Raw genomic sequence first — 21,804 nt, 5'->3', positions numbered from 1 at the left:
ATGCCGCAGGAGCGTTAAGGTCCCACCGACCGACTCGCCGACATGGCACGCCGACTTATCGTCGACACGGACACCGCGGGCGACGACACGCAGGCTGTCCTCATGGCCGCGCTCGCCGACTCCATCGAGTTGGAGGCGCTCACCATCGTCGCCGGAAACGTCGAGTTCGACTACGAAGTCGAGAACGCGAAGTACACGCTGGAACTCGCGGGTGCGGCCGACGATGTGCCCGTGTACGAAGGCGCGCGCCGTCCGCTCGTCAAGGAGTTCGAGCACGTCGACCACGTTCACGGCGACGGGGGTCTCGGTGGCGAACTCTACCCCGATACGGGAATCCCCTCCGCGGAGGGTCACGCCGTCGACAGAATCGTCGAGACGGCGCGTGAGTCGCCCGGCGAGGTCAACCTCGCCTGTATCGGGCCGCTGACGAACGTCGCGCTGGCGGTTCGCCGTGAACCCCAACTGAACGAACTGCTCGGCGAGGTGTGGGTGATGGGCGGAGCGGTCAACACGTTAGGCAACGACACGCCCGCCGCGGAGTTCAACTTCTGGGTCGACCCCGACGCCGCGAAAATCGTGATGGAGGAACTCGACGTGAACCTCGTCGATTGGGGGCTGACGCTCAGACAAGGCTCGTTCGAGGGGAGCGAACTCGAACCGTTCGAGGAGGCCGACACCCTCTACGCCGACTTTTTCACGACAATCACGCGCCATGCCCGCGAGTTCTCGAAGGAACGCCTCGGCGTCGACTCGACGACGCAACCGGACTCGCTGGCGGTCGCCTGCTTTCTGAACCCGGAGCTCGTGACCGAGGCGGGGACGTACTTCGTCGACGTCGACGAGCGAGAGGGGATGACCCGCGGGTACAGCCTGGTCGACGAACTCGGCATCACCGACGGCGAACCGCAGACCCGAGTCGTCGAGTCAATCGACGAGGCGGCGTTCAAACGGATGTTCTCGGATATGCTCCTGCACGGCAATCCGGAACGGTCGCTGTAGCCCGTCTCGACGCCGAACGCGACGGCAACCGGCGAACTCGTCGCGGGCACGTCTCGACGACGGTCTTACGGCCGGTCTTCGTCGGACCCACCGCTCGAACGTTTGTAATCTAGTCGCTTGGAGACGGTACGAGAACCGGTCACCGTCGAACGATGGCGTCACGATCAGTACAGAAATCGACTGAGAGTGGTCAGAGAAAGACCCAGAGGAGGCGAAAGACCGCGACCGTTAGACGGGGCGGGCGAACGCGAGCGAACCGCTGATGTTGTAGACGGACGCTCTCACGGTCTGGCCTTCCTGCGCGCCCGAGACGAAGACGGTGTACTTGCCGACTTCGGCGACGCCGTCGCCTTTGCGACCAGTGCCGGTGATCTCGAACTCGTACGTCTTGCCCTCTTCGAGCGTCGGTGTGTTGCGCGAACGCGAGGATGTGCGCTTCTGGACCGGCCGGAACGCGCCGCAGGCCTCACAGCGTAGCATCTGGACGCCGTCTTCGGTTCGGAGAACGGTGTCCGGCAGGCCGCACTCCGAGCAGATGACGAACTCGTCGGCGTACTCGCGGATGGCGGTGTCGAAGTCGGCGACGGTGAACGACCCGTTGTAACGGGCGCGCTGGCCGTCGAACTGCCCGTTCGTCGCGAACTGGCGCTGAATCGCGCTGTGGAGGTGTTCGGGATCGCGCGAGAGCGCTTCGGCGATGTCGCCGAGATTCGTCAGGCGCGTGAACGCGCCGTCGGTCTCGCCGACGGGGTCGGGGAATCGCAGTCGTTTGTCGTCGTTCGCTCGCGAGTCGGTCGCGTCCATAGCCCGGTCGAGAGATGCCTCGTAGTTCATATACGTTCGAGAAGCCAGGGACGTATAGTCGTTCCGTGTACCGTGGCTGCGATGCGCACTCGCGGAACGACCACAGCGACAGGAGCGACCGGTAATTCTCACACGATGGTGAGATATTCACTTTTGAGAGAATTTAATACACGTCCCACAATTGAAATACAGATAGCTTCATAATCATTCAGAAAAGGCACTGTCCACCGTGAGAGAAAACGACGACAAGGTAGACGGGCGCGACGGGGCTGCAGCGGTGAACGACGGCCAGCAATCTTCCGGAAACAGTTCCCGTCGACGGATACTAGCACTCGTCGCCGCAGGGACCGTCGGACTCGGTCTCGGCGCGGCGGCCCTCGACGAGAGGGGCGACGACGGGAGTCCGGCGGACGGAGCGACCGAAACGACCGCCGAGACGGAGTCGGAAGAGTCGACGGAGACGGCCGAAACCGAACGACAGACCTCGGCGGTCGCGACGACTTCCGGATTGACCGAGACAGCGACGCCGACGGGAACGGAAGCGTCCGCGGGGACGGGAGGTTCGGGCGGAGCGGGGGATTCGGTGGATTCCGGCGGTTCGGCGGAGACAGAGAGTCCGACCGGGACCGAACGTTCGGCGGCAACGGAGACGGAGACACCGGAAACGACCGACACCCCGGCCGAAACCGAGACGTCGACCGAAACACCGACCGAGACGCCCCGAGAGACCGACGCCCCGCCGGAGACCGGGACGCCGACCGAGTCGGAATCGCGGTGGCGCAGCGAAGTCTCGGTCCCGCAGGCACACAGCGACGCCGGAGGCGGCGTCGTCGACGGCAAACTGCTCTACTTTGGTGGGTTCGACTCCGGCGTCGAGTTGCAGGCGCAGAGACACGCGTTCACCTACGCGCCGTCGACTGCCGACGGTGACGGGACGTGGACCCGCGTCGAGGACCTCCCGAAAGCAGTGTGGGGGCCGTGTGGCGTCACCGTCGACGACCGGGTGTACAGTTTCGGCGGAGTGCTCACCCCCGAAGAGGGTGAGAACGTGCCGACCGACGACATTTTCGTCTACCGCGACGGCGAGGGGTGGCGCAATCTCACCGCCGAGACTGGCGTTCGGTGCCCCTACCCGAACTGGGGAATGGGCGGCGTCTACGACCCCGAGAGCGGACTCGTCTACTGCGTCACCGGCGGCACGGGCGACACGGACGCCGAGACGGCGACGAACCACGGCACCGGCGGGACGACCCACTGGTCGTTCGACGAACACCGACTGTGGGCGTTCGACCCCGAAGCCGAGGAGGTAGTCGACGCGGACCTCGCGCTGATCCCCGAGGCGAAGCGCTGGCCCGCCGTCGCACGCGTCGAGGTAGACGGCCGAACGAAGATTCACGCGATAGGCGGCGTCAAAAGCACGGCCGGGTCGACGGAGACGAACTTCCGCTACGACCCCGTCGACAACGAGTGGACTGAGGCGACGCCGACGCCGATTCCGGGTCACTACGCGACCACCGACGACCCGGTCATCGACAACCAGCTCTACCTCTCGCACGGCCTGTTCCGCGAGGGTGGTGAAGCGCCCTCAATCGACTCGTTCCGGTCGTTCTGCCACCGCTACAATCCCGAAGCCGACGAGTTCGACACGTCGCTGCCGGACGATGAGACGCCCCGAGTCGGCTGTGTCGACGGCGTCATCGACGGCCGGTTGTACGTCACCGGCGGTCACGTCAAACGGTACAACCAAGAGGGCTACCACGACTGCATGACCGTCGCGTCGTCGTTCGAGCCGTAACGCGACTCGAGGGACGCGCGAATCGGTGAGCGGACGAATCAGGCAGATTCGACGGGTCAGACGAACTGAAGAAATCGGACGATTCTGCGGCCGTTTCGCCCGTTGCAGCCGTTGAGACTGGGGCGTACTCCTAACGTTCCGGAGACAGAAACGTCGGCCATGCGAGAGAGCGATGACCAGGTCGACGAGCGCTCCGGAGCAGCGGCGGACGAGCCGAGTGACCGCAAGCAATCGTCGCTGAGTCGCTCCCGTCGCGGAGCGCTGGCGCTCATCGCGGCAGGTACCGTCGGACTCGGAGTCGGGACGGCAGCCCTCGATCGAACACCCGACGAGGAAGCCGCAGCCAACATCACCGAAACGTCCTCCGCCGCGACCGAGTCGGACGAACCGGCCGGGACGACCGGAACCGAACCGCCGCCGTCAACGGTCGCGACGAGCTCCGGACTGGTCGAAACCGGGACCGCCACACCGAGGGGGACGAGCGAGCCGACGAGTTCCGGAGAGTCCGGTGGTACCACCTCAGCTGGGGCCGACGAGTCCGCTTCGTCCGGCGCGTCGTCTGGTGACTCCGGCGGGTCGTCAGGAGCAGCGTCGACGACGGAGACCCCGACTCGGAACGAAACGCCGACGCAAACTCCGTCATCGACCGCTACCTCAACGCCGACTCGAACACCGACACCAACCGAGACACCGACGAAGACACCGACATCGACGCCGGCCGAAACGCCAGCGCAGGCACCGACTGAAACCCCGTCCTCGACTCCACCCCCGACCGAAACACCAACACCGACTTCGACACCGACGCCGACATCTACCCCGACCGAAACACCGACACCGACCTCCACTCCGACCGAAACGCCGACGCAGACTCCAACCCCGACGTCGACTCCATCACCGCCCGCGACGGGGGCGGAGTGGCGCACCGAAACGTCGGTTCCGCTCGAACAGAGCGACGCGGGCGGCGGCGTCGTCGACGGCAAACTGCTCTACTTCGGCGGCTTCGACTCCGGTGTCGAGTTGAACGCCCGGAAACGAACGTTCCTGTACGACCCCGCCGACGGCGACGGCGGCACGTGGACTCGCGTCGAAGAGATGCCGAAAGCGGTGTGGGGGCCGTGCGGCGTCTCCCTCGGCGACCGGGTGTTCAGCTTCGGCGGCGTTCTCACTCCCGACGAGGGCGAGAACGTGCCGACCGACGACATTTTCGTCTACCGCGACGGCGAGGGGTGGCGCAATCTCACCGCCGAGACTGGCGTTCGGTGCCCCTACCCGAACTGGGGAATGGGCGGCGTCTACGACCCCGAGAGCGGACTCGTCTACTGCGTCACCGGCGGCACGGGCGACACGGACGCCGAGACGGCGACGAACCACGGCACCGGCGGGACGACCCACTGGTCGTTCGACGAACACCGACTGTGGGCGTTCGACCCCGAAGCCGAGGAGGTAGTCGACGCGGACCTCGCGCTGATCCCCGAGGCGAAGCGGTGGCCCACCGTCGCACGCGTCGTCGTCGATGGCCGAACGAAAATTCACGCGGTCGGCGGAGTCAAGAGTACGGCCGGCTCGACCGACTCGAACTTCCGCTACGACCCCGTCGACAACGAGTGGACGGAGGCGACGCCGACGCCGATTCCGGGTCACTACGCGACCACCGACGACCCGGTCATCGACAACCAGCTCTACCTCTCGCACGGCCTGTTCCGTGAGGGCGGTGAGGCACCCTCGATCGACTCATTCCGGTCGTTCTGCCACCGCTACGACCCCGAAGCCGACGAGTTCGACACGTCGCTGCCCGACGACGATACGCCCCGAGTCGGCTGTGTCGACGGCGTCATCGACGGTCGCCTGTACGTCACCGGCGGTCACGTCAAGCGCTACGACGAGCAGGGCTACCACGACTGTACGACCGTCGCCTCGTCGTTCGAGCCGTGAGTCGGCGCGGATAGCACAGGAAGTCGTTTCGCCGAATCAGCTGTCGATACGTTCTCTCGCCGCGGCGACGAGCAGCGGCAGGTACACCGTCGCGTCGCCCTGCACGGTGACGTTCCGCGCCTCTTTCGTCAGCTTGCCCCACGAGCGTGCTTCGTCGAGCGTCGCGCCCGAGAGGCCGCCCGTCGAAGCGGGGTCCATCGTAATCTGGACCGCGTAGTCGTACGCGCCCGGCGTGACGAGCATCGTCTGGAGCGTGAAGTTCTTCGGGACGCCGCCGCCGACGAGCAGACAGCCAGCACGGTCGGCGTGGTACGCGAGATCGGTGAGCGGCGTCATGTCCTTCAGCGCGTCGAGCGTGAACTCGGAGGTCTGCGAGTACATCCACGCCTGCAGGCCGAACACCGAATCCTGCACCGCCGGGCAGTAGATGGGCACGTCGGACTCGTAGGCGGCCGCGGCGACGCCCGCGTCCTCCTCGATATCTTCGCGCTCGTTCACCTCGCTGTTCGCACGGCCGAGTTCCCGACAGAGGCGCTCGATGCCGACAGACCCCTCCGCCTCCAGCGGCGGGAACACCTCCGCACGGAGGTGCGACTCGAACAGTGCGAAGTGCTCCTGCGGCAGGTAGACGTTGTAGATGCGGTCGATCTCCTCTTCACGGAGCGTCTCGTCGTGCTTGCGCGGCGTCTTCCCCTCCGCGTGTTCTTGGCCGTGGTGGTGTTTGCCGCCGATTGCTTCGATAGAATCGTGGGTGAGGTTTGCGCCCGTCGTCACAAGCACGTCGACGTGCCCGTCGCGAATCAGGTCGGAGACGACTTTCCGCATTCCGGTCGGAACCATCGCGCCCGCCAGTGAGAGAAAGACCGTACAGTCGTCGTCGTCCAACATCTCGGCGTACACGTCTACGGCTTCGTGGACCGCCGCCGCGCCGATACCCGCCTTGCCGTACTCGTCGACGAGTTCCGAGACGGTCATCCCGCCGCGGACGTCGGTGTGACCGACGGGGTCGTGGTCGAACTCCTCGCGGTGTGGCGGGCGATATTCCGCGTGGCCGTCGTCTCCGTCGTCGCTTCCGTGGTCGTGGTCGTGATCGTCGTCGCTCATGTCTCCCGATGCGGCGGGGGACGGTTTCAACCACGCGGTCCGTCGAGGCGGCGGTTCGCGGCGGCGGTCGACACAGGAGATAGCAGTCAGTCATAGACGAAGAATGTCTGTAGCCCGACACGAAAAGGACTTACTCGTAGTCAGACTACTAGAGTTGTGGGTAAAGTCGAGAACAGCCACGGAGAGGCGGACGTTGCACTCGTCTCGGAAGCGACGGCTGTCGACAACGAGATGTTCGCAGTCCTCGCAGACGAACACCGACGGTTCGCCCTCTACACGCTCCTGCAGTTCCGGCAGTTGACGCTCGAGGAGTTGGCCGACGTCGTCGCCGGGTGGACGAACGCCGACGGCTGGCGAGCCGTCACGCGCGAGCAGCGGGACGCCGTCCTGCTGGCGCTCCACCACAACCACGTGCCGATGCTCGAAGCGGCAGGTTACGTCGAGTACGACGACGAGACCGACGAACTGTCGCTCGCCGCGCTACCAACGTCGCTGTACGATCTCGTGACGTACGCTCGGAAGCACGAGAGAGTGAGCGCCGGCGAACTGGAGCGACGCGACTCGACGGCGAACGACAGCGACGACGCGGAGAACGGCAGCGACACCGCAGACGGCGGAAGCGGCGAGACGTGACCCCAGCGCGCCGGCGATAGTCGCTGGGGCTTCGAATATCCGCGTAACTCGGGCCGTGACAGACGTTCCGCTCCCCGAGATGGAGGCACCGATGACACTCGAACAGTTTATCTCCGCTGTAGCGGTGCAGCGCAAGCAGATTATCGTGTACGCGCCCGACGAAGCGGCGGTTCCGGTCGAGCAGTTCGAGACGCGAAACGTCACCATCGAGCGACGCTCGCTGCCAAGCGACGGACCACCCGGGTTCGTCGTTATCCGCGAAGACGACGGGTTCGTGGGGTCGCTAGGTCTCGGCGAACTGCAACATCTCCTGACGCCGCCGATTCGCCGCCCGTGGTCCGACGGGGTCGAGACAAGTTACCGTGCGCTGTTCGAGATTCTCGACAACACGCTGTTCACGTCGTTCGACAAACGACAGATGGTCGCAGTGTCGCGCGAGATAGAGGAACGCGCGTGGCGCGTCGGTCACGGGACGCTCAGCTGCGGATTTCAGTCGACGGAGGCGCTCCGGAAACAGCAGTCGGTTTACGCTCGGTTGGTCGGAGGGACCGACCTCGACGTCCACATCTACGTCGGTGACAACCAAGGGGAGTGGCCGTTCGACGGCGCCACGTTTCACGTCGAGTCGAGCGACGAGGTGGGTCGGACGTGGTTCGTCGTCTTCGACGGCAGCACCTACACGATGGCCGCGTGTGCGCTCGTCGCGGAGGAGACCGAAGACGGCCGGTTCCGCGGTTTCTGGACTTACGACGAGGAACTCGTCCACGAGATACTGTCGTATCTCACGTCAACGTACGGGTGACGAGGTGCAGGGGGAGTGAACGGGGCGGACGAAGGAGTGAGCGGAGGGAGGAGTGAAACGGCGACGGCGAGAAAACGGCCGACTGAGAGTCGAACGGCCGACGACCGGTGCCGGGCCGACCGCGGAGACGAACGTTTATCAGCCGAAACGGAACCACTCTGCCGCGTGACCTGAACTATCGACGCGGTCAGGCCAGCGCGGGTGTACGACGACCCGGCCGCGTTCGAACGCCATCGTCTGTTCGCAATCGCTTCGAGTCTCCGGTCTCGTCGCGTCTCCATTTCATCGCTCTCCGACTCCCGTCGCGCTCACAGTCCCGTCGGATGGTCGGCGAACGTCGTCTCGACGCCCCAGTCGTCGAGTTGCGACGAGAGCGCGCGGACGCCGAACGTCTCGGTCGCGTAGTGACCGGCCAAGAAGACGTGTACTCCCGCCTCGCGCGCTTCATGGTACGCCTTCTGCTTCCCCTCGCCCGTCACGAGCGCGTCGACGCCGGCGTCGACGGCCTCGTCCAGCCAGTCGACCCCACTCCCGGTGACGATGGCGACGTCTTCGATCTCGTCGGGACCGAATTCGAGCACCTGTACGCCGCGATCACCCGTGTCAAGTTTGGCGTCGAGCGTCGTCGCGAGCTCCGCCGCGTCGACGGGATCGCTCGCGCGCCCCCGCTGACCGATGTGTTCCGGACCGAGCGCTCCGAACGGCTCTCGGTCGACGAGGCCCAGAACGTCCGCGACGCCGGCGGCGTTGCCGAGTTCCTGATTCCCGTCGAGCGGCAGGTGCGAGACGTATAACGCCACGTCGTTCTCGACGAGCGGCGCGATTCGTCGGTACTGCTTGCCGGTGACGCGCTCGATGCCGCCCCACGAGAGTCCGTGGTGTGTGATGAGGAGGTCCGCGTCCGCCTCCGCGGCCGCTTCGACGGTGGCGACGGCGGCGTCGACGGCGACGGCAGCCCGAGTTATCTCCGCCTCCTCGGGACCGACCTGCAGGCCGTTCGCGCTCGCGTCGATGTCCGCGTAGGCGTCGGTTCGAAGGGTCTCGTCGAGTCGGTCGGTGAGCGTCGAGAGGTGCATACTGGAACCGAGAACGGCCGGTCGCTTGTAACCCCCGCTACGGAAGCGCCGCCCGCAGTCGAACCCTGACGTCCCTTTTGGCCAACATACCACAGCCGTAGATGGCCGCCCCGACGGCGACGAGTGCGACGACTGTGGACTTGCGGTTGCAGCCCCCGCGATTATACGTCTGGCAAACGAATGCGAGCGAAACGAGGTGACTTACTTATGGGTAAGTTCCGCAGTGCGCTTCGCGTCTGGCGTCGACTACCGCGTCGAACGAAACGCAGTATCAAACGCAAGATGCGACGTGTGCTTCGCCGCTGACACGGCGGCGTCGCTCGCGTTTCTACGGAGAACTGGACCGGCAGCGACGGCTACTCGCTCGCCGCCGCGCGCTCGTAGACGAACTCTTTGAGAAGTTTTCCGGCGAGCGACGCGGCCTGTCCGTCGTCCCGGTCGTTCACCTCGACGACGTCGAACCCGTCGGCGGCGGGAGCGACGGCCCGAACCGCGTCGCGCATCTCCCGCGGCGTCAGTCCGAACGGTTCCATTGTCCCCGTTCCGGGCGCGAAGCCGGGGTCCGCGCCGTCGATGTCGACGCTGAGGTAAACCGAATCGTCGGTGTCGAACTCGGGAGACCAGTCGGCCACGTCATCGGGTTCGACGACGGTCACGTCGTCTCTCTCGGCGCGCTCCCACTCCTCGGGGGAACCGGTGCGCGCCCCGAGGATAATCGCCTCGTCGGCGGTATCGAGGACGCGTCTGGTAACGCAGGCGTGGCTCCACTCGTTGCCGTCGTACTCGCGTCTGAGGTCGAGGTGGGCGTCGAGACAGACGAACACGTCCGGGTCGACCGCGCGGACGCCCGCGGCGGTGACGGTGTGTTCGCCCCCGAGCGTGATGGGAACGGCGGCATCGCGGACGGCGTCACCGAGTTCGCCGCTCAGAAACTCGACGTACTCGGCGGCGTCGCTCCAGGCGTGGAGGTCACCTGCGTCGTAGACTGAGAGATCGGAAAAGAATTGGTCGGTTCGACGGTCGAAGTCGTCGAACGTTTCGGCGAACCGCCTGATGCGGTCGGGGCCGAAACGGGCCCCTGGTTGAAAGCTCGTCGAGATGTCCAGGGGCGCACCGACGATGACGAAGTTCGCGTCACTGCGTTCGGTAGTCGCCCCGGGGAACATTTAGACTATCTTCCGGTTGCCTTCGTACTCGAGGTACTCTATCTCGGTTTCGGGCGAGAAGTCCTCGTCCTCGGGGATGCGCATCGTGAACGTCTCGTACGTGTCGAGGTCCATCACCTGTGCGTCGTCACCGGTGACAGAGACAACCTGGCCCTGCTTCCGGTCGATGATCGGAACCCACACCTTCGCGTCCACAGGCTGGCTGAGACTGCGTTTCTTCCCGTCGAAGACGCCGCGTCCCTCGACGCGGGCCTTCGCACTGCCGTGCTTGCCCGGTTTGGCGGTGCTGTAATGGTTGATTTTACAGGGGGCGCTGTCCATCATGACGTAGCTGCCTTCCTGCAGTTCGCGAACCTGCTTCTGCTGTTTCGCCATACCAGCGACTTACCGAGGCCGCGGTATAAACGGTTTGGAAACGAGTCGTGCGGGCGGGTCTCACCCACGGAGACGGGGGTTCGAGGGCAACGCGCGGTGGCCGCGCGAGGACGCGGTAACGACGCGACGACCGCAGAGGACACAGTCGCGACGACGTCAGTCGCCGCGGCGTTCGCGCATGCTCTGGCGGGTGAACTGCGGACGGGCGCGGATGCCCTTGCGGCGCTTACGAAGCGACCGGTACAGTAAGAGGCCCACCGGCAGCGTGATGCCGACGGCGCCGGCGGCGAAGCGCCAGTCGTTGCCGAAGGAGTAGAGAATCGACGCCGAGAGCAACCCGACGGAGAACAGCATGCTGTACGCGATGCGCCGCGACAGCCGGTCGAACACGTCGTTTTTGTCCTCGATGCGGATGTTGACGGTGACGTTCTCGCGTTCGAGTTGGTCGAGCGTGCGTTCGAGCTTCGGCGGCACCGTGACGAGCGACTCCGTCGTCCGTTGAAGCTGTCGCCCGGCGTCTTGGACCACCTGTTTGGCCGTCTCTTCTCGATAACCGGTCTCCGAGAGGTAGTTCGTCGCGACTTCGATGAAGTCGAAGTCGGGATCGAGCGTCACGCAGACGCCCTCGACGACGGTGGCGACCCGGAGCACGAGCGCCATGTTCTGCGGCAGGCGCAGGGGGAACTCGTAGATGGTGTCTTCGACTTGCTGGATGACCTGCTGGACGCGGTACTGCTCGATGTCCTCGCCGCGCACGTCGGCGATGGCCAGCTCCATCACGTTCGCCATCACCTCGCGGTCGGCCTCCGGCGAGAGCGTCCCCATCTCGACGAGCGAGTCGAGGATGCCGTCGATGTTCTGGTTGGCGACGGCGATGTAGAACTCGACGATCTTATCCTGTACGTACGGGTCGACGGTACCGCTCATCCCGAAGTCGTAGAAGATGATCGACCCGTTCTCGTCGACGGCGAGGTTTCCGGGGTGGGGGTCGGCGTGGAAGACGCCGTCCTCGATTATCATCTGGAGGTACACCTCCTGGAGCGTCACGGCCAACTCGTGGCGGTCGATATCCATCTCGTCGAGCGTCTCGACGTCGCTTATCTTCACGCCCGGTTCGTACTCCATCGTGAGCACGCGCGGTCCCGAGCGGTCGTCGATGGGTCGGGGGATGACGATGTCGCGGTTGTCTTCGAAGTTCGAGCGAATCTCGACGAGCATGTCGCGTTCGCGGCTGTAGTCCATCTCCTCGCGGATGGTCTTCGCGAATTCGTCGGCGAGGCTGTCGAGCGAGAACGCCTGCCCCTCGCCGACGAACCGGGTGAGCACCGGAATCGACCACTTGACGACCCGGAGGTCGGCGTCGACGAGGTCCTCGATGCCCGGGCGGCGGACTTTGACGGCGACGCGCTCGCCGCCGTACTCGGCGAGGTACACTTGTCCGAGGCTCGCGCCGCTTATGGAGTCGCGGTCGAACTCGTCGAACGCCTCGTCGACCGGTCCGAGTTCGTCTTCGAGCACCTCGCGCGACTCCTCCCACGGGGCGGGCGGCACGTCGTCCTGCAGACTCGATAGCACGTCGATGTACGCCGGCGGGAGGATGTCGGGGCGCGTCGACAGCAGTTGCCCGAGTTTGATGAACGTCGGTCCGAGCGTCAACAGCGTGTCGAGCAGTACCTCAGCCCGTTCGACCTGCTCCTCGGTGGAGACCTGTCGCGACCGCCCGAACAGGAAGAACCGATTTCGGTCCCGCGTGTAGGCGACGATGAGCGGGAGGAATCGGCGGAAGACGACGAGGAACCGCCAGTAGGCCCGCAGATTGACCAGAGTAACCACCTACTCCGAAGAGTCGTCCGTTATGGGAATCGACCGCTCGGGGGCGGCCGTCCGCTTGGGGAGGTGGAGTTCGAGGACGCCGCGTTCTATTGACGCTTCCGCGCCGTCGCCGGAGGCGTCCGGCGGAAGCGGCAGTTCCGCGTCTAAGAACAGCGAACGGTCCTCGCGGAGGTAGCGGAACTCTTGGGGGAGGCTCTTCTCGCGGCGGGCTTCGATGACGATGCGACCGTTCTCGAATCGCACGTCAGCCGTCTCGGCGGTGACGCCGGGCAGGTCGACCACGAGCAGGTACGCTTCGTCGCTCTCCAACAGGTCGGCGAACACCGCTTTGGGCAGTTCCCGCAACGCGTCGCGCAGCGCTGACATGGGCGTAGTTACGGGTTGGGGGTCGAAAAACCCGGCGGTCGGAGCCACCTCGCGCGAGCGGCGGCGCGTGTCCTCGGTGCGGACGCGCAGACTTTCATGCAGGCTGGCGAACTTCCGCTCCCACGTAGAGGCTTTTGTCCCCGGGGTGACAAGGGAGGCGTATGAGCCACGACGACCTGCGACGCGCCGGATTCAAACACCGGACGCGCGTCGCCGACGCGCGAGAGCGACTGCTCGCGGCGGTCACCCCGCACGACCGAACCGAGCACCTGCCGCTCGTCGACGCGGACGGCCGAGCGCTCGCCGAGACGGTCGCCGCTGCCCGCGACGTTCCCGGCTACGACCGCGCGGCGATGGACGGCTACGCCGTCCGCGCCGAGGACACTTTCGGCGCGTCGGGGCGCTCTCCCGCCGTGCTTCGACTCAGTTTGGCGGGCGACGCAGAAACTGAGAACGGCGCCGCCCCGCGGGTGACCCCCGGCGAAGCCGCCCGCGTCCACACGGGGAGCGAAATGCCCGACGGCGCCGACGCCGTCGTGATGGTCGAACACACCGAGCGCGTGGGCGACGAGGTCGAGGTGTTCGACGCCCTCGCCGAAGGAGAGAACGTCGGCGACGCTGACGAGGACGTCGCGGCAGGACAGTCGCTGTACGACCCAGGCCACCGACTCCGGCCGTCGGACCTCGGCCTGCTGAAGTCGGTCGGCGTGCGCGAGGTGGAGACGTACGAACCCCCGCGCGTCGCCGTGATTCCGACCGGCGAGGAACTCGTCCAGCGTGACCCCGACCCCGGCGAAGTCGTCGAGACTAACGGCCTCACCGTCTCGAAACTCGTCGAACGCTGGGGCGGCGACGCGAGTTATCGCGACGTGGTGACCGACGACGAGGACGCCCTCCGCGACGTCGTCGAGTCGAACCTAGACCACGACGTGGTGGTGACGACCGGTGGGTCGTCGGTCGGCGAGCGCGACCTGACGTACGAGGTCGTCGCCGAACTCGGCGAGGTGTTTGTCCACGGCGTCGCGCTGAAACCCGGCCACCCCGTCGCGCTCGGCGAAGTCGACAACACTCCGGTCGTGATGCTCCCGGGTTACCCCGTCGCGTGCGTCATCAACGCCGTACAGTTCCTCCGCCCGGCGCTCAAGCGTGCGGGGACTCTACCGGACGACCACCCGCCGACGCGGGAGGCGACGCTTACGCGGAAGGTGCCGAGCGACCCCGGCGTTCGGACGTTCGCCCGCGTCCGGACCGAGGAAGGTGACGAAGGCCTCGAAGCGTCGCCGACGCGCGCGAGCGGGTCGGGCATCCTGTCGAGCGTCGCGCTCGCCGACGGCTGGGTCGTCGTCTCCGAGGAGCGCGAAGGACTGGAGGAGGGTGCGACTGTCGCCGTCGAGAACTGGGAGTGGTCCGCGTGAGCGAACGCCGGAAGACGTTCCCGCTTTCGTCGGTGCGCGGGCTGCGACTTCCAGGCTCTGTCGTGCGGGGTGAACTCACATGACGGAAAGAAAGGAGTTCCGCGACCTCGCCGACCCCGAAAAGGCCCACGCCGCCATCGCGTCGCTGGATCTCGAACCCGACCCCGAGTCGGTCCTGCTCGCAGAGGCGCGCGGGCGCGTGCTCGCCGACCGCGTCGACGCCGAACTCGACGTACCGGGGTTCGACCGGGCGTCGATGGACGGCTACGCGGTTCGGGCGAAGGACACCTTCGGCGCGGACGAGGCCGACCCCGAGACGCTCGAACTAATCGGGGCGGTCCACGCGGGCGTGGAACCCGACGTGACCGTCGAACCGGGGACGTGCGCCGAAATCTCGACGGGTGCGGTGATGCCGCCGGGCGCGGACGCCGTGGTCATCGTCGAGCGAACGGACGAACGCGGGGAGGGAGAAATTGAGGTTCGGACGGCCGTCGCCCCCGGCGACAGCGTGATGTTCGCGGGGGCGGACATCGCCGCCGGGGCGCGGGCGCTCGGTCCTGGGACGCTTCTCACGCCCCGAGAGATCGGCCTGCTGTCAGCGCTCGGGCACGACGAGGTGCCCGTCCGCGGTCGCCCGCAGGTCGGCATCGTCTCGACCGGCGACGAACTCGTTCGGCCGGGGGAGACGCTCCACAGCGCCCGCGGCCAGATTTACGACGTGAACAGCTACACCATCGCCGCGGGCGTCGAGGAGGCCGGCGGCGAGGCGAAGCTCTACCCGCACGCCGGTGACGACTACGAGGAGATGGAGCGGTTACTCCTGCGGGCCTCGGAGGAGTGCGACCTCGTGTTGTCGTCGGGGTCGACCTCGGCCTCGGCGGTCGACGTCATCTACCGCGTCATCGAAGACCGCGGCGAGTTGCTGCTGCACGGCGTCGCCGTCAAACCCGGAAAGCCGATGCTCGTCGGGCGACTCGAGAGCAGCGCCTACGTCGGTCTCCCCGGCTACCCCGTGTCGGCGCTCACCATCTTCCGGACGTTTGTCGCCCCCGCGGTTCGCCGCGCGGCGGGCGTTCCGGAACCGCAGACCGAGACCGTTCGAGGCGAGATGGCCGTCCGCGAACGCTACGGCGAGGGGCGGATGCGACTGATGCCGGTCGGCCTGGTCGAAGACGAAGGCGGCGAGACGCTCGTCTACCCCGTCGACAAGGGGAGCGGCGCGACGACGAGTCTCGTCGAAGCCGACGGCATCGTCGAAGTCCACCCCGACACCGAGTACCTCGCCGAGGGCGAGGAGGTGGACGTGATACTGTTCTCGTCGGACGTGCGCGCGCCGTCGCTTCTCGGCGTCGGCGAGGACGACCCGCTTCTCAACCGCCTGCTCGACCGTCTCGGGACGCCGCGGTATCTCCCGGTGGGAAGCAGAGAGGGGCTTCGACGGCTCCGCGACGGCGTCCCGGACGTGGCCGTCGTCGCCGGACCCGCGAAACGAGACGTCGACTCCGTTGACCTCGGCGGGTGGCGACGCGAGTGGGGACTCGTGGTTCCGAAGGAGAATCCGGCGGGCGTCGAGGGCGTGGCGAGTCTCGTCGACGACGATCTCCGCTTCGTCAACCGCGACTCGAACGCCGGACTCCGGACGAGTCTCGGTAACGCCGTCGCCGAACTCGCCGACGAACGGGGCGTCTCGCGCCACGACCTCGTCTCCCGAATCAACGGGTTCGACCGGTCGGTGAGAGCCTCCGAGAGTCCGGCCCGGCGCGTTCTCGCCGGCGACGCGGACGCGGGAATCGGCCTCCGGGCGACCGCCGACCGCCTCGGTCTCGGCTTCGTCCCGCTCGGCTGGCAGAACGTTCGCGTCCACGCCAACCCGAAGCGGACCGAAAAAACCAGCGTCGCCGCGCTCCGGGAGGTGCTCGGCGAGGCGAACGACCACCGCGAGGGCCTCTCAGGCTACGACGCCTCGGAGACGTAAGCCGCCCGAACGCGGGTTCCATTGCGAAACACTATCTTTTGAAAACAGGTTTCTGTTTCAGAATGTGAGAATAGCAGAAACGTATTTTATGTCACTCCCGAAAGGGCGGGTTATGTCAAACAGGGCGAAAGTGCTTCACGTTGACGACGATCCGAGCGTCACAGAACTCACGAATCAGTTGCTCGACCCGGAGGGAGACCGGTTCGAGTTGACGAACGCGTCGGACGGCGAAGCGGGACTGCAACTGCTCGAAGACGGCGAGTTCGACTGTATCGTCAGCGACTCGGTGACGCTTTCCGACGGCCGGCTGTTCGCCTCCGCCGTCCGCGAGAAGGAAGCGTCGATTCCGCTGGTGCTGTTCTCCGGGAAGTCGAGCGACGAACTCGCCGCCGAGGTGCGGATGACCGGGGCGAACGGCTACGTTCGGAAGTCGGACACGGAGAGTTTCGCCCATCTCCGACGCGCCATCGACGAGTCGCTGATGCTGGCCGACGACGACTGGGAACTGCTCGCCCACCACGACTGGACGGGTCCGCAGGAGTTGGTGACGACTATCGCCGCCGCGCTCGAATCGTACGACGGGGTGGCGGCGACGGAGGGCACGCCGTTGTTCGACGTCGTCGACACGGAGGCGCTCGCGCAACTGCTCGCGCCGGCTGCCGACGGGTCGCACCGCGAGTCGGTGTCCGCTCGGTTCACGTACCGCAATCACGTTTTCGCGCTGTTCGGCGACGGCCGCATACTGGTTCGCCCCCGGTAGTCGGTGACGGCGCTACGCGCTCGACAACTCTTCGAACGAGCGGATGCGGTAGTCGGCGAGCACGCACTGGCCCCGGCGTTCGGGGTCGTGTCGCTCGATGTGGATGCCGTCAAGTCCGGCGTTCCACGCCGCGCCGACGTCACTGGCACCGTCGCCAACGAGCACGCCTCGGTCGGCGTCGTCGACGCCGAGTTCGACCATCGCATGCGTTACCGGGCCGGGGTCGGGTTTCCAGCCGGTGTCGTCGGTACAGCAGACGACGGCGTCGAACCAGTCGCGGATGTCGAGGTGCGCTAACACCGGGTCGGCGAGAAACTGCTGGCAGTGGGTCACCAGACCGACCGGTCCGTCGAGTCCCGCGACGAACGCCTCCGCGTCGGGGTGGAGGTACGTCGCCTCGGCGCGGGCGAGCGGGTCTTCGACGGCGTGGAAGGCGGGCCAAAACTCCGCGGGATCGACCCCCCACTCGCGGAGTTGGGCGTCGCGAGCGCCGCCGAGACCGTGCCAGAGGATTTCGGCCTCGCGGTCGGAGAAGGGTCGGCCGAGTCGCTCGCCGACGCGGTCGAACGTCCGCCGGGTGTACGCCCACTCGGCGTCGATGAGCGTCCCGTCGAGGTCGAACAGCCAGAAGTCGTAGGCGTCGGAGACCATTTCGGACCGTTATATACCCCGTTCGCGGATAAAACGGTTCCGCCGATAGTCGCCGCGCGAGTGAGATGAGTCCGGTCGCCGAGGGTCGGCCAAATCGTCGAGGCTTGGCCGAATCCTCGGGAGTCGGCCGAATCGTCCAGACCGCCGGCCGGAGAGCCGTCGGCGGCGCGACGCTCACCGCACGCGAATCGAACTACCGAGGTACTTGTTGAGCACTTCGCTCACGTCGTCGGCGTTGAACCGGTCGAGGTCGTCGGCGATTTCGTCTTTCAGCGCCGCGAAGTACGCCTCGTCGGCGTCGAGTTCGCTGAACTGCACCGCCGTGACGGGGAGCGAGAGCCACCCTTCGGCCAGCGAGCGGGCGTGGCCGTCGTCGTTGACCTCGCCGCGCCACAGGTTGTGGAAAAAGAACAACCAGCCGTCGTCACCCGGCGTCGCCGCCGGTTTACGGACGACCGTCTCGAACTCGTCGGGAGCGACCGCTACCTCCGCCGGGTCGAGTCGGAAGCGGACGCGAAACACGTACGCCGCGTCCATCAGTACTCGTCGTCGAACAGCGAGGCGAGGCGCATATCCTGGTCGGTGATGCCGCCGGCTTCGTGGCTGGTAAGGCGGACTTCGACCTCGTCGTAGCGGACGATCATCTCCGGGTGGTGGAACTCCTCGTCGGCGACTTCCGCGACCTGCGTGGCGAACTGCACTCCCGAGAGATAGTCGTCGAACTCGTAGACGCGCACGATTTCGTCGTCCTCGCGCTCCCAGCCGTCGGGTAGTTGGCGTGCTATCTCGTCGTCGCCCAGTCGTTCGGCCATAGCCGGAGAGTCGGACGGTGGCTGGTTAACGTTTACCCGCGCTCGCAGTCGGTGGGAGCGAAAACAGTGATCAATCGAAAACAGCGTCAGTCGTCGGAGCACTGCTCGACGACGTGCGGCGGGACCTCCCCGTCTTCGGGCGTGTCACCCGCCTCGAACGGCTGCGCGCGGAACGTCGACCCGTCGCCGAACTCTGGGTTGAACAACTGCATCGCCGTCTGGATTGTCGTCCAGTCGTCGTCGGCTGCGGCGTCGCGAAGCGACTTCGTCGGCGCGGCGAGCAATTGGCCAACGAGGGCGTCGGCGAGCGCCTCGACCGTCTTGCGCTGCTCGTCGGTCATCTCGCCCTGCGCGTCGAGTTTTGACAGTGCGGTCTGGACCTCACGGCGTTTGACCGCCTCGGCGCTCTCGTACATCGTGCTGATGGCGTCGTCGGCGCGCTTGCGCTTGTAGGCGTCGAGCAACCGCGCGAGTTCGTCGTCTATCATCGCCTCGACGGCGTCGGTTTCCGAGCGACGGCGCGCTCGGGTCTCAGCGGTGACGCTTTCGAGCGCGTCGATGTCGCGGACGACGACGCCCGGAAGGTCGCTCGCCGACGGGTCGACGTCTCGGGGTTGGGCGATGTCGATGAGCACCGTCTCACCTGCGTCGGCGAGCGTCTCGCCGTCGAGGACGTAGCCGGTGCTGCTGGTCGCAGTGATGACTACGTCCGCCTCGCTGGCGGCAGTAGCGGCGGCGTCGAGGGCGACGGCCGTCGCGTCGGCGTCGACTTCGGCGGCGACGTGTTCGGCGTGGGGGACGGTCCGGTTGGCGACGAGCAGACGCTCGACGTTCGCCGAGTCGAGCGCGCGCGCCGCGAGCGTCCCCATCTCGCCCGCGCCGACGACGAGCGCCGTCGCGCCTTCGACGGTCGTCTCCGTCTCGGCGAGGCGGACGGCGGCGCTGCCGAGCGACACGACCCCTTCGTTTATCTTCGTCTCGGTGCGGGCGCGCTCGCCGACGTGGATGGCTTTCCGCAGGGCGTCTTCGAGCATCGTGCCGATGCCGTCGACGGCGCGGGCCTCCTCCTCGGCGCGGCGAAGTTGGCCGAGAATTTGATCCTCGCCGAGCACGAGCGACTCCAGTCCGGCGGCGACGCGCATAAGGTGGCGAAGGCTCGCCTCGTGGTCGAGCGTGACGACCGCACCGTCGCGCACGTCGGGGGCGAAATCCGCCAGCGCCGCTGCGCCGACGGCGGGTCGTTCGGTGACGACGTACGCCTCCGCGCGGTTGCACGTCTGGACGACGAACGCTTCTTCGACGCCGTCGCGCGCGAGGAGCTCCGAGAGGGTCGTCCGGACGTCGTCGCGGCACACCGCCTCTATCTCGTCGACGGTCGCGTGGACGTGCGAGACGCTCACGCCGGAGATGACGCCGGTTTCTTCCATCACGGGGACTCACCTCTGTTTCGTATCACGCGCTGGGCCTCTTTCCGGGCGTTGGATTCGCCCGTACGTAAAGCCTTCCAAACACGAGACGATTCGACGACCGCTCGAACCGCCGCCCGCCGCTCTGCCGGCGGGACGCCGTCGGCTTTCAGCTCCGCGCGAATCTCGCCGGTCAGCTCGGCCATCGCGCCCGCGCCGTCCAGTTCGGCCTCGATTCGCTCGCGGAGCTGTTTCGAGAGCGCCGGACTCCGCCCGCCAGTCGAGACGGCGACAGTCACGGGGTCGTCCTCGACGGTCGCGGGCACGACGACGCTTCCGGCGTCGCGGCCGCCAGCGCGGTCGGTTCTGTTCACGAGAACTCTGGCGTCGCGCGCCGCCGTTTCGACGGCTTCGTTCACTGACTCGTCGTTCGTCGCGGCGACGACTAATGCCGGGTCGAATCGGTCGAGCCACTCGCAAATCTCGTCGGGCGCGGGGGAGGCGCGAACCAGTTCCGCGTCGCCGAACTCCTGCTCTGCGAACTCGGGGCTGACGACGACGACGCGCGCCTCTCCGGCGAAGCGCCGCGCCTTCCGCGCGCCGACGGTCCCGCCGCCGAAGACGATGATCGTCTCGTCCGTGAAGTCGTGGAAGAGTGGAATCATGGGGTGCCGTGAAACGGTGAATCGGTCGGTCGTGTGCGCGCTCGACACACCACGAACCGAGTGAATCTGTCCGTCGTTCCGCTACTCACTCGTGTTCGCCTCCGCCCGTTCGGTCAGTCTGATTCCAGTCTTCTTCAGGATGCGCGTCGAGAACAGCGAGTCCCAGTCGTCGTCGCCGACGTCCCAGTACTCGCTCATCTTCTCGCGCACCTCCTGAATCCGCCGCTGGCTCTCGGCTTCGTCGCGCCCGTGGGTCATCGCGAAGAAGTTGTACGGCCAGACGCCTTCGTGTCGCGGGCGGCGGTAGCAGTGCGTGACGAAGTCGAGCGAGGCGACGGCGGGACCGACGGTCTCGACCACCTCGTCGGGGACGTTCCAGACGGTCATCCCGTTCTCGGTGTAGCCCAGCGCATAGTGGTTCGGGATGACGCCGACGCGTCGGACTTTCCCCTCCAGATCGAAGCGCTTGATGGTCTCGACGACCCACTCGGTTTCTGCGCCTATTGCGTCGGCCACATCGGCGTACGGCGTCTCCGTAACCGGGAGCCCGCCCTGTATCTCGACGATCAAGTCGCGTTCCTCGGGCGTGAGCGCCGTTCTGTCCGACGGTTCCACCTCGGGACCGAGGTGCGAGAGGTCGACGTCGCCGTCGGGAATCGGCCCATCGAGCATGAACTTCGCCTCGACTCGGAACTCGTTCAGTTTGGGGAGGTTGTACGTCTCCTGGCCGGTCTCGGACTCGATTTTGGCGAGCACGTCGTCGACGCGGGCTTCGTCCGCCACGCTGACGACGAACCACATGTTGAGGTGCGGGTGCTCGCGCTCGTAGTTGTGCGCGACTTCGCGGTGGGCGTTCACCTGATCGGCGATCTCCTCGAAACGCTCGGGCGGGGCGTGCATCGCGACGAGCGTCGCCGCGCCGCCGATGTTCTCGGCGTTGACAAGCGCGCCGAACCGCGTGAGGACGCCCTCCCCGTCGAGCGTCCGCACGCGCGCGAGTAATTCGTCCGCGGTGACGTCGACGCCGCGTTCGCGTAGCGCGGCCGCGGCCGGGTCGAACGGCCGTTCGACGACGGGGAATCCGCCCTGAAACGCGTTGATGATGGCGCGGTCGAGTGTCGAGAGCGTCACGTCCGCGTCCGCCTGTCTCATAGGCGACACTCCGGACGGAGGGAGAATAAGCGTCTCGAAGCCGCGCTGCGTCACACTGGGTTCGACGTTCGAACCACGAATCG

Annotated in this window: 21 protein-coding genes; 8 read left to right on the top strand and 13 right to left on the bottom strand. The window is 66.5% G+C overall.

Annotated elements, in window-relative coordinates; genetic code table 11:
- Positions 1-42 precede the first annotated feature (42 nt).
- Positions 43-999: a nucleoside hydrolase gene (locus LAQ58_RS02685; protein WP_224449086.1), complete on the top strand. Its 957-nt coding sequence runs from the start codon at positions 43-45 to the stop codon at positions 997-999.
- A gap of 228 nt (positions 1,000-1,227) precedes the next feature.
- Here LAQ58_RS02685 and LAQ58_RS02680 read toward each other — a convergent pair whose 3' ends face one another.
- Entirely contained in the window at positions 1,228-1,833 is a 606-nt protein-coding gene (locus LAQ58_RS02680; protein ID WP_224449085.1) for a translation initiation factor IF-2 subunit beta, read from the bottom strand.
- A 199-nt stretch (positions 1,834-2,032) separates the two neighbouring features.
- Between LAQ58_RS02680 and LAQ58_RS02675 the strand changes: the two genes are divergently transcribed.
- Together LAQ58_RS02675 and LAQ58_RS02670 are read left to right on the top strand one after the other, a co-directional pair.
- Complete coding sequence (locus LAQ58_RS02675; protein ID WP_224449084.1) at positions 2,033-3,598, top strand: Kelch repeat-containing protein; 1,566 nt, start codon at positions 2,033-2,035, stop codon at positions 3,596-3,598.
- 159 nt (positions 3,599-3,757) lie between these two features.
- Positions 3,758-5,530, top strand: coding sequence for a Kelch repeat-containing protein (locus LAQ58_RS02670; protein WP_224449083.1), 1,773 nt, complete (start codon positions 3,758-3,760; stop codon positions 5,528-5,530).
- A gap of 36 nt (positions 5,531-5,566) precedes the next feature.
- On the opposite strand, the gene LAQ58_RS02665 is transcribed toward LAQ58_RS02670, so the two are convergent.
- Positions 5,567-6,634, bottom strand: coding sequence for a deoxyhypusine synthase (locus LAQ58_RS02665; protein ID WP_224449082.1), 1,068 nt, complete (start codon positions 6,632-6,634; stop codon positions 5,567-5,569).
- Positions 6,635-6,790: 156 nt separating this feature from the next.
- Here LAQ58_RS02665 and LAQ58_RS02660 point away from each other — a divergent pair, with 156 nt between their 5' ends.
- Both LAQ58_RS02660 and LAQ58_RS02655 read left to right on the top strand, forming a co-directional pair.
- Positions 6,791-7,267 carry a DUF7344 domain-containing protein gene (locus tag LAQ58_RS02660; RefSeq protein ID WP_224449081.1) on the top strand — a complete coding sequence of 159 codons (477 nt, stop codon included), beginning with the start codon at positions 6,791-6,793 and terminating at the stop codon, positions 7,265-7,267.
- 55 nt (positions 7,268-7,322) lie between these two features.
- Positions 7,323-8,069 carry a DICT sensory domain-containing protein gene (locus LAQ58_RS02655; protein ID WP_224449080.1) on the top strand — a complete coding sequence of 249 codons (747 nt, stop codon included), beginning with the start codon at positions 7,323-7,325 and terminating at the stop codon, positions 8,067-8,069.
- A gap of 308 nt (positions 8,070-8,377) precedes the next feature.
- On the opposite strand, the gene LAQ58_RS02650 is transcribed toward LAQ58_RS02655, so the two are convergent.
- From LAQ58_RS02650 to LAQ58_RS02630, 5 genes are all read right to left on the bottom strand, one after another.
- On the bottom strand, positions 8,378-9,145 hold the full coding sequence (locus LAQ58_RS02650; RefSeq protein WP_224449079.1) for a Nif3-like dinuclear metal center hexameric protein: 768 nt from the start codon (positions 9,143-9,145) through the stop codon (positions 8,378-8,380).
- 356 nt (positions 9,146-9,501) lie between these two features.
- Positions 9,502-10,311: an agmatinase gene (gene speB / locus LAQ58_RS02645; protein ID WP_224449078.1), complete on the bottom strand. Its 810-nt coding sequence runs from the start codon at positions 10,309-10,311 to the stop codon at positions 9,502-9,504.
- On the bottom strand, positions 10,312-10,686 hold the full coding sequence (locus tag LAQ58_RS02640) for a translation initiation factor IF-5A (protein ID WP_224449077.1): 375 nt from the start codon (positions 10,684-10,686) through the stop codon (positions 10,312-10,314). It abuts the gene before it with no gap.
- A gap of 156 nt (positions 10,687-10,842) precedes the next feature.
- Positions 10,843-12,519 carry an ABC1 kinase family protein gene (locus LAQ58_RS02635; RefSeq protein ID WP_224449076.1) on the bottom strand — a complete coding sequence of 559 codons (1,677 nt, stop codon included), beginning with the start codon at positions 12,517-12,519 and terminating at the stop codon, positions 10,843-10,845.
- Positions 12,520-12,885 carry an Hsp20/alpha crystallin family protein gene (locus LAQ58_RS02630; RefSeq protein WP_224449075.1) on the bottom strand — a complete coding sequence of 122 codons (366 nt, stop codon included), beginning with the start codon at positions 12,883-12,885 and terminating at the stop codon, positions 12,520-12,522.
- Positions 12,886-13,046: 161 nt separating this feature from the next.
- Here LAQ58_RS02630 and LAQ58_RS02625 point away from each other — a divergent pair, with 161 nt between their 5' ends.
- The 3 genes from LAQ58_RS02625 (at position 13,047) to LAQ58_RS02615 (ending at position 17,035) form a co-directional block, all read left to right on the top strand.
- Positions 13,047-14,300: a molybdopterin molybdotransferase MoeA gene (locus tag LAQ58_RS02625; protein WP_224449074.1), complete on the top strand. Its 1,254-nt coding sequence runs from the start codon at positions 13,047-13,049 to the stop codon at positions 14,298-14,300.
- Between the two features lie 79 nt (positions 14,301-14,379).
- Positions 14,380-16,275 carry a molybdopterin biosynthesis protein gene (locus tag LAQ58_RS02620; RefSeq protein WP_224449073.1) on the top strand — a complete coding sequence of 632 codons (1,896 nt, stop codon included), beginning with the start codon at positions 14,380-14,382 and terminating at the stop codon, positions 16,273-16,275.
- Between the two features lie 112 nt (positions 16,276-16,387).
- Positions 16,388-17,035 (top strand): HalOD1 output domain-containing protein, encoded by a 648-nt coding sequence (locus LAQ58_RS02615; protein WP_224449072.1) that lies wholly within the window; start codon positions 16,388-16,390, stop codon positions 17,033-17,035.
- 12 nt (positions 17,036-17,047) lie between these two features.
- On the opposite strand, the gene LAQ58_RS02610 is transcribed toward LAQ58_RS02615, so the two are convergent.
- From LAQ58_RS02610 to ahbB, 6 genes are all read right to left on the bottom strand, one after another.
- The gene (locus tag LAQ58_RS02610; protein WP_224449071.1) at positions 17,048-17,686 is read right to left on the bottom strand and encodes an HAD family hydrolase; all 639 of its coding nucleotides are present in this window, start codon (positions 17,684-17,686) and stop codon (positions 17,048-17,050) included.
- A 174-nt stretch (positions 17,687-17,860) separates the two neighbouring features.
- Positions 17,861-18,223 carry an LWR-salt protein gene (gene lwrS / locus LAQ58_RS02605; RefSeq protein WP_224449070.1) on the bottom strand — a complete coding sequence of 121 codons (363 nt, stop codon included), beginning with the start codon at positions 18,221-18,223 and terminating at the stop codon, positions 17,861-17,863.
- Positions 18,223-18,498: a 4a-hydroxytetrahydrobiopterin dehydratase gene (locus LAQ58_RS02600; RefSeq protein WP_224449069.1), complete on the bottom strand. Its 276-nt coding sequence runs from the start codon at positions 18,496-18,498 to the stop codon at positions 18,223-18,225. Before LAQ58_RS02600 ends, lwrS begins: the two co-directional genes overlap by 1 nt.
- 86 nt (positions 18,499-18,584) lie before the next feature.
- Positions 18,585-19,925 carry a glutamyl-tRNA reductase gene (gene hemA, locus LAQ58_RS02595; RefSeq protein ID WP_224450205.1) on the bottom strand — a complete coding sequence of 447 codons (1,341 nt, stop codon included), beginning with the start codon at positions 19,923-19,925 and terminating at the stop codon, positions 18,585-18,587.
- Positions 19,925-20,569: a precorrin-2 dehydrogenase/sirohydrochlorin ferrochelatase family protein gene (locus tag LAQ58_RS02590; RefSeq protein WP_224449068.1), complete on the bottom strand. Its 645-nt coding sequence runs from the start codon at positions 20,567-20,569 to the stop codon at positions 19,925-19,927. Before LAQ58_RS02590 ends, hemA begins: the two co-directional genes overlap by 1 nt.
- A gap of 81 nt (positions 20,570-20,650) precedes the next feature.
- Positions 20,651-21,721, bottom strand: a complete 1,071-nt coding sequence (ahbB, locus tag LAQ58_RS02585) for a siroheme decarboxylase subunit beta (RefSeq protein ID WP_224449067.1) — start codon at positions 21,719-21,721, stop codon at positions 20,651-20,653.
- Positions 21,722-21,804: the final 83 nt, after the last annotated feature.

The sequence above is a fragment of the Haloprofundus salilacus genome, assembly GCF_020150815.1.
Lineage (GTDB): Archaea > Halobacteriota > Halobacteria > Halobacteriales > Haloferacaceae > Haloprofundus > Haloprofundus salilacus.
The sequence above is the reverse complement of the archived record's forward strand: the minus strand, read 5'-3'. Positions and strand labels throughout refer to the sequence as shown.

Coding starts and splice junctions, on each gene's coding strand:
- LAQ58_RS02685 (WP_224449086.1), top strand. CDS start 43: ATGGCACGCCGACTTATCGTCGACACGGACACCGCGGGCGACGACACG.
- LAQ58_RS02680 (WP_224449085.1), bottom strand. CDS start 1,833: ATGAACTACGAGGCATCTCTCGACCGGGCTATGGACGCGACCGACTCG.
- LAQ58_RS02670 (WP_224449083.1), top strand. CDS start 3,758: ATGCGAGAGAGCGATGACCAGGTCGACGAGCGCTCCGGAGCAGCGGCG.
- LAQ58_RS02665 (WP_224449082.1), bottom strand. CDS start 6,634: ATGAGCGACGACGATCACGACCACGACCACGGAAGCGACGACGGAGAC.
- LAQ58_RS02650 (WP_224449079.1), bottom strand. CDS start 9,145: ATGCACCTCTCGACGCTCACCGACCGACTCGACGAGACCCTTCGAACC.
- speB (WP_224449078.1), bottom strand. CDS start 10,311: ATGTTCCCCGGGGCGACTACCGAACGCAGTGACGCGAACTTCGTCATC.
- LAQ58_RS02640 (WP_224449077.1), bottom strand. CDS start 10,686: ATGGCGAAACAGCAGAAGCAGGTTCGCGAACTGCAGGAAGGCAGCTAC.
- LAQ58_RS02630 (WP_224449075.1), bottom strand. CDS start 12,885: ATGTCAGCGCTGCGCGACGCGTTGCGGGAACTGCCCAAAGCGGTGTTC.
- LAQ58_RS02625 (WP_224449074.1), top strand. CDS start 13,047: ATGAGCCACGACGACCTGCGACGCGCCGGATTCAAACACCGGACGCGC.
- LAQ58_RS02620 (WP_224449073.1), top strand. CDS start 14,380: ATGACGGAAAGAAAGGAGTTCCGCGACCTCGCCGACCCCGAAAAGGCC.
- LAQ58_RS02615 (WP_224449072.1), top strand. CDS start 16,388: ATGTCAAACAGGGCGAAAGTGCTTCACGTTGACGACGATCCGAGCGTC.
- LAQ58_RS02610 (WP_224449071.1), bottom strand. CDS start 17,686: ATGGTCTCCGACGCCTACGACTTCTGGCTGTTCGACCTCGACGGGACG.
- lwrS (WP_224449070.1), bottom strand. CDS start 18,223: ATGGACGCGGCGTACGTGTTTCGCGTCCGCTTCCGACTCGACCCGGCG.
- LAQ58_RS02600 (WP_224449069.1), bottom strand. CDS start 18,498: ATGGCCGAACGACTGGGCGACGACGAGATAGCACGCCAACTACCCGAC.
- hemA (WP_224450205.1), bottom strand. CDS start 19,925: ATGGAAGAAACCGGCGTCATCTCCGGCGTGAGCGTCTCGCACGTCCAC.
- LAQ58_RS02590 (WP_224449068.1), bottom strand. CDS start 20,569: ATGATTCCACTCTTCCACGACTTCACGGACGAGACGATCATCGTCTTC.
- ahbB (WP_224449067.1), bottom strand. CDS start 21,721: ATGAGACAGGCGGACGCGGACGTGACGCTCTCGACACTCGACCGCGCC.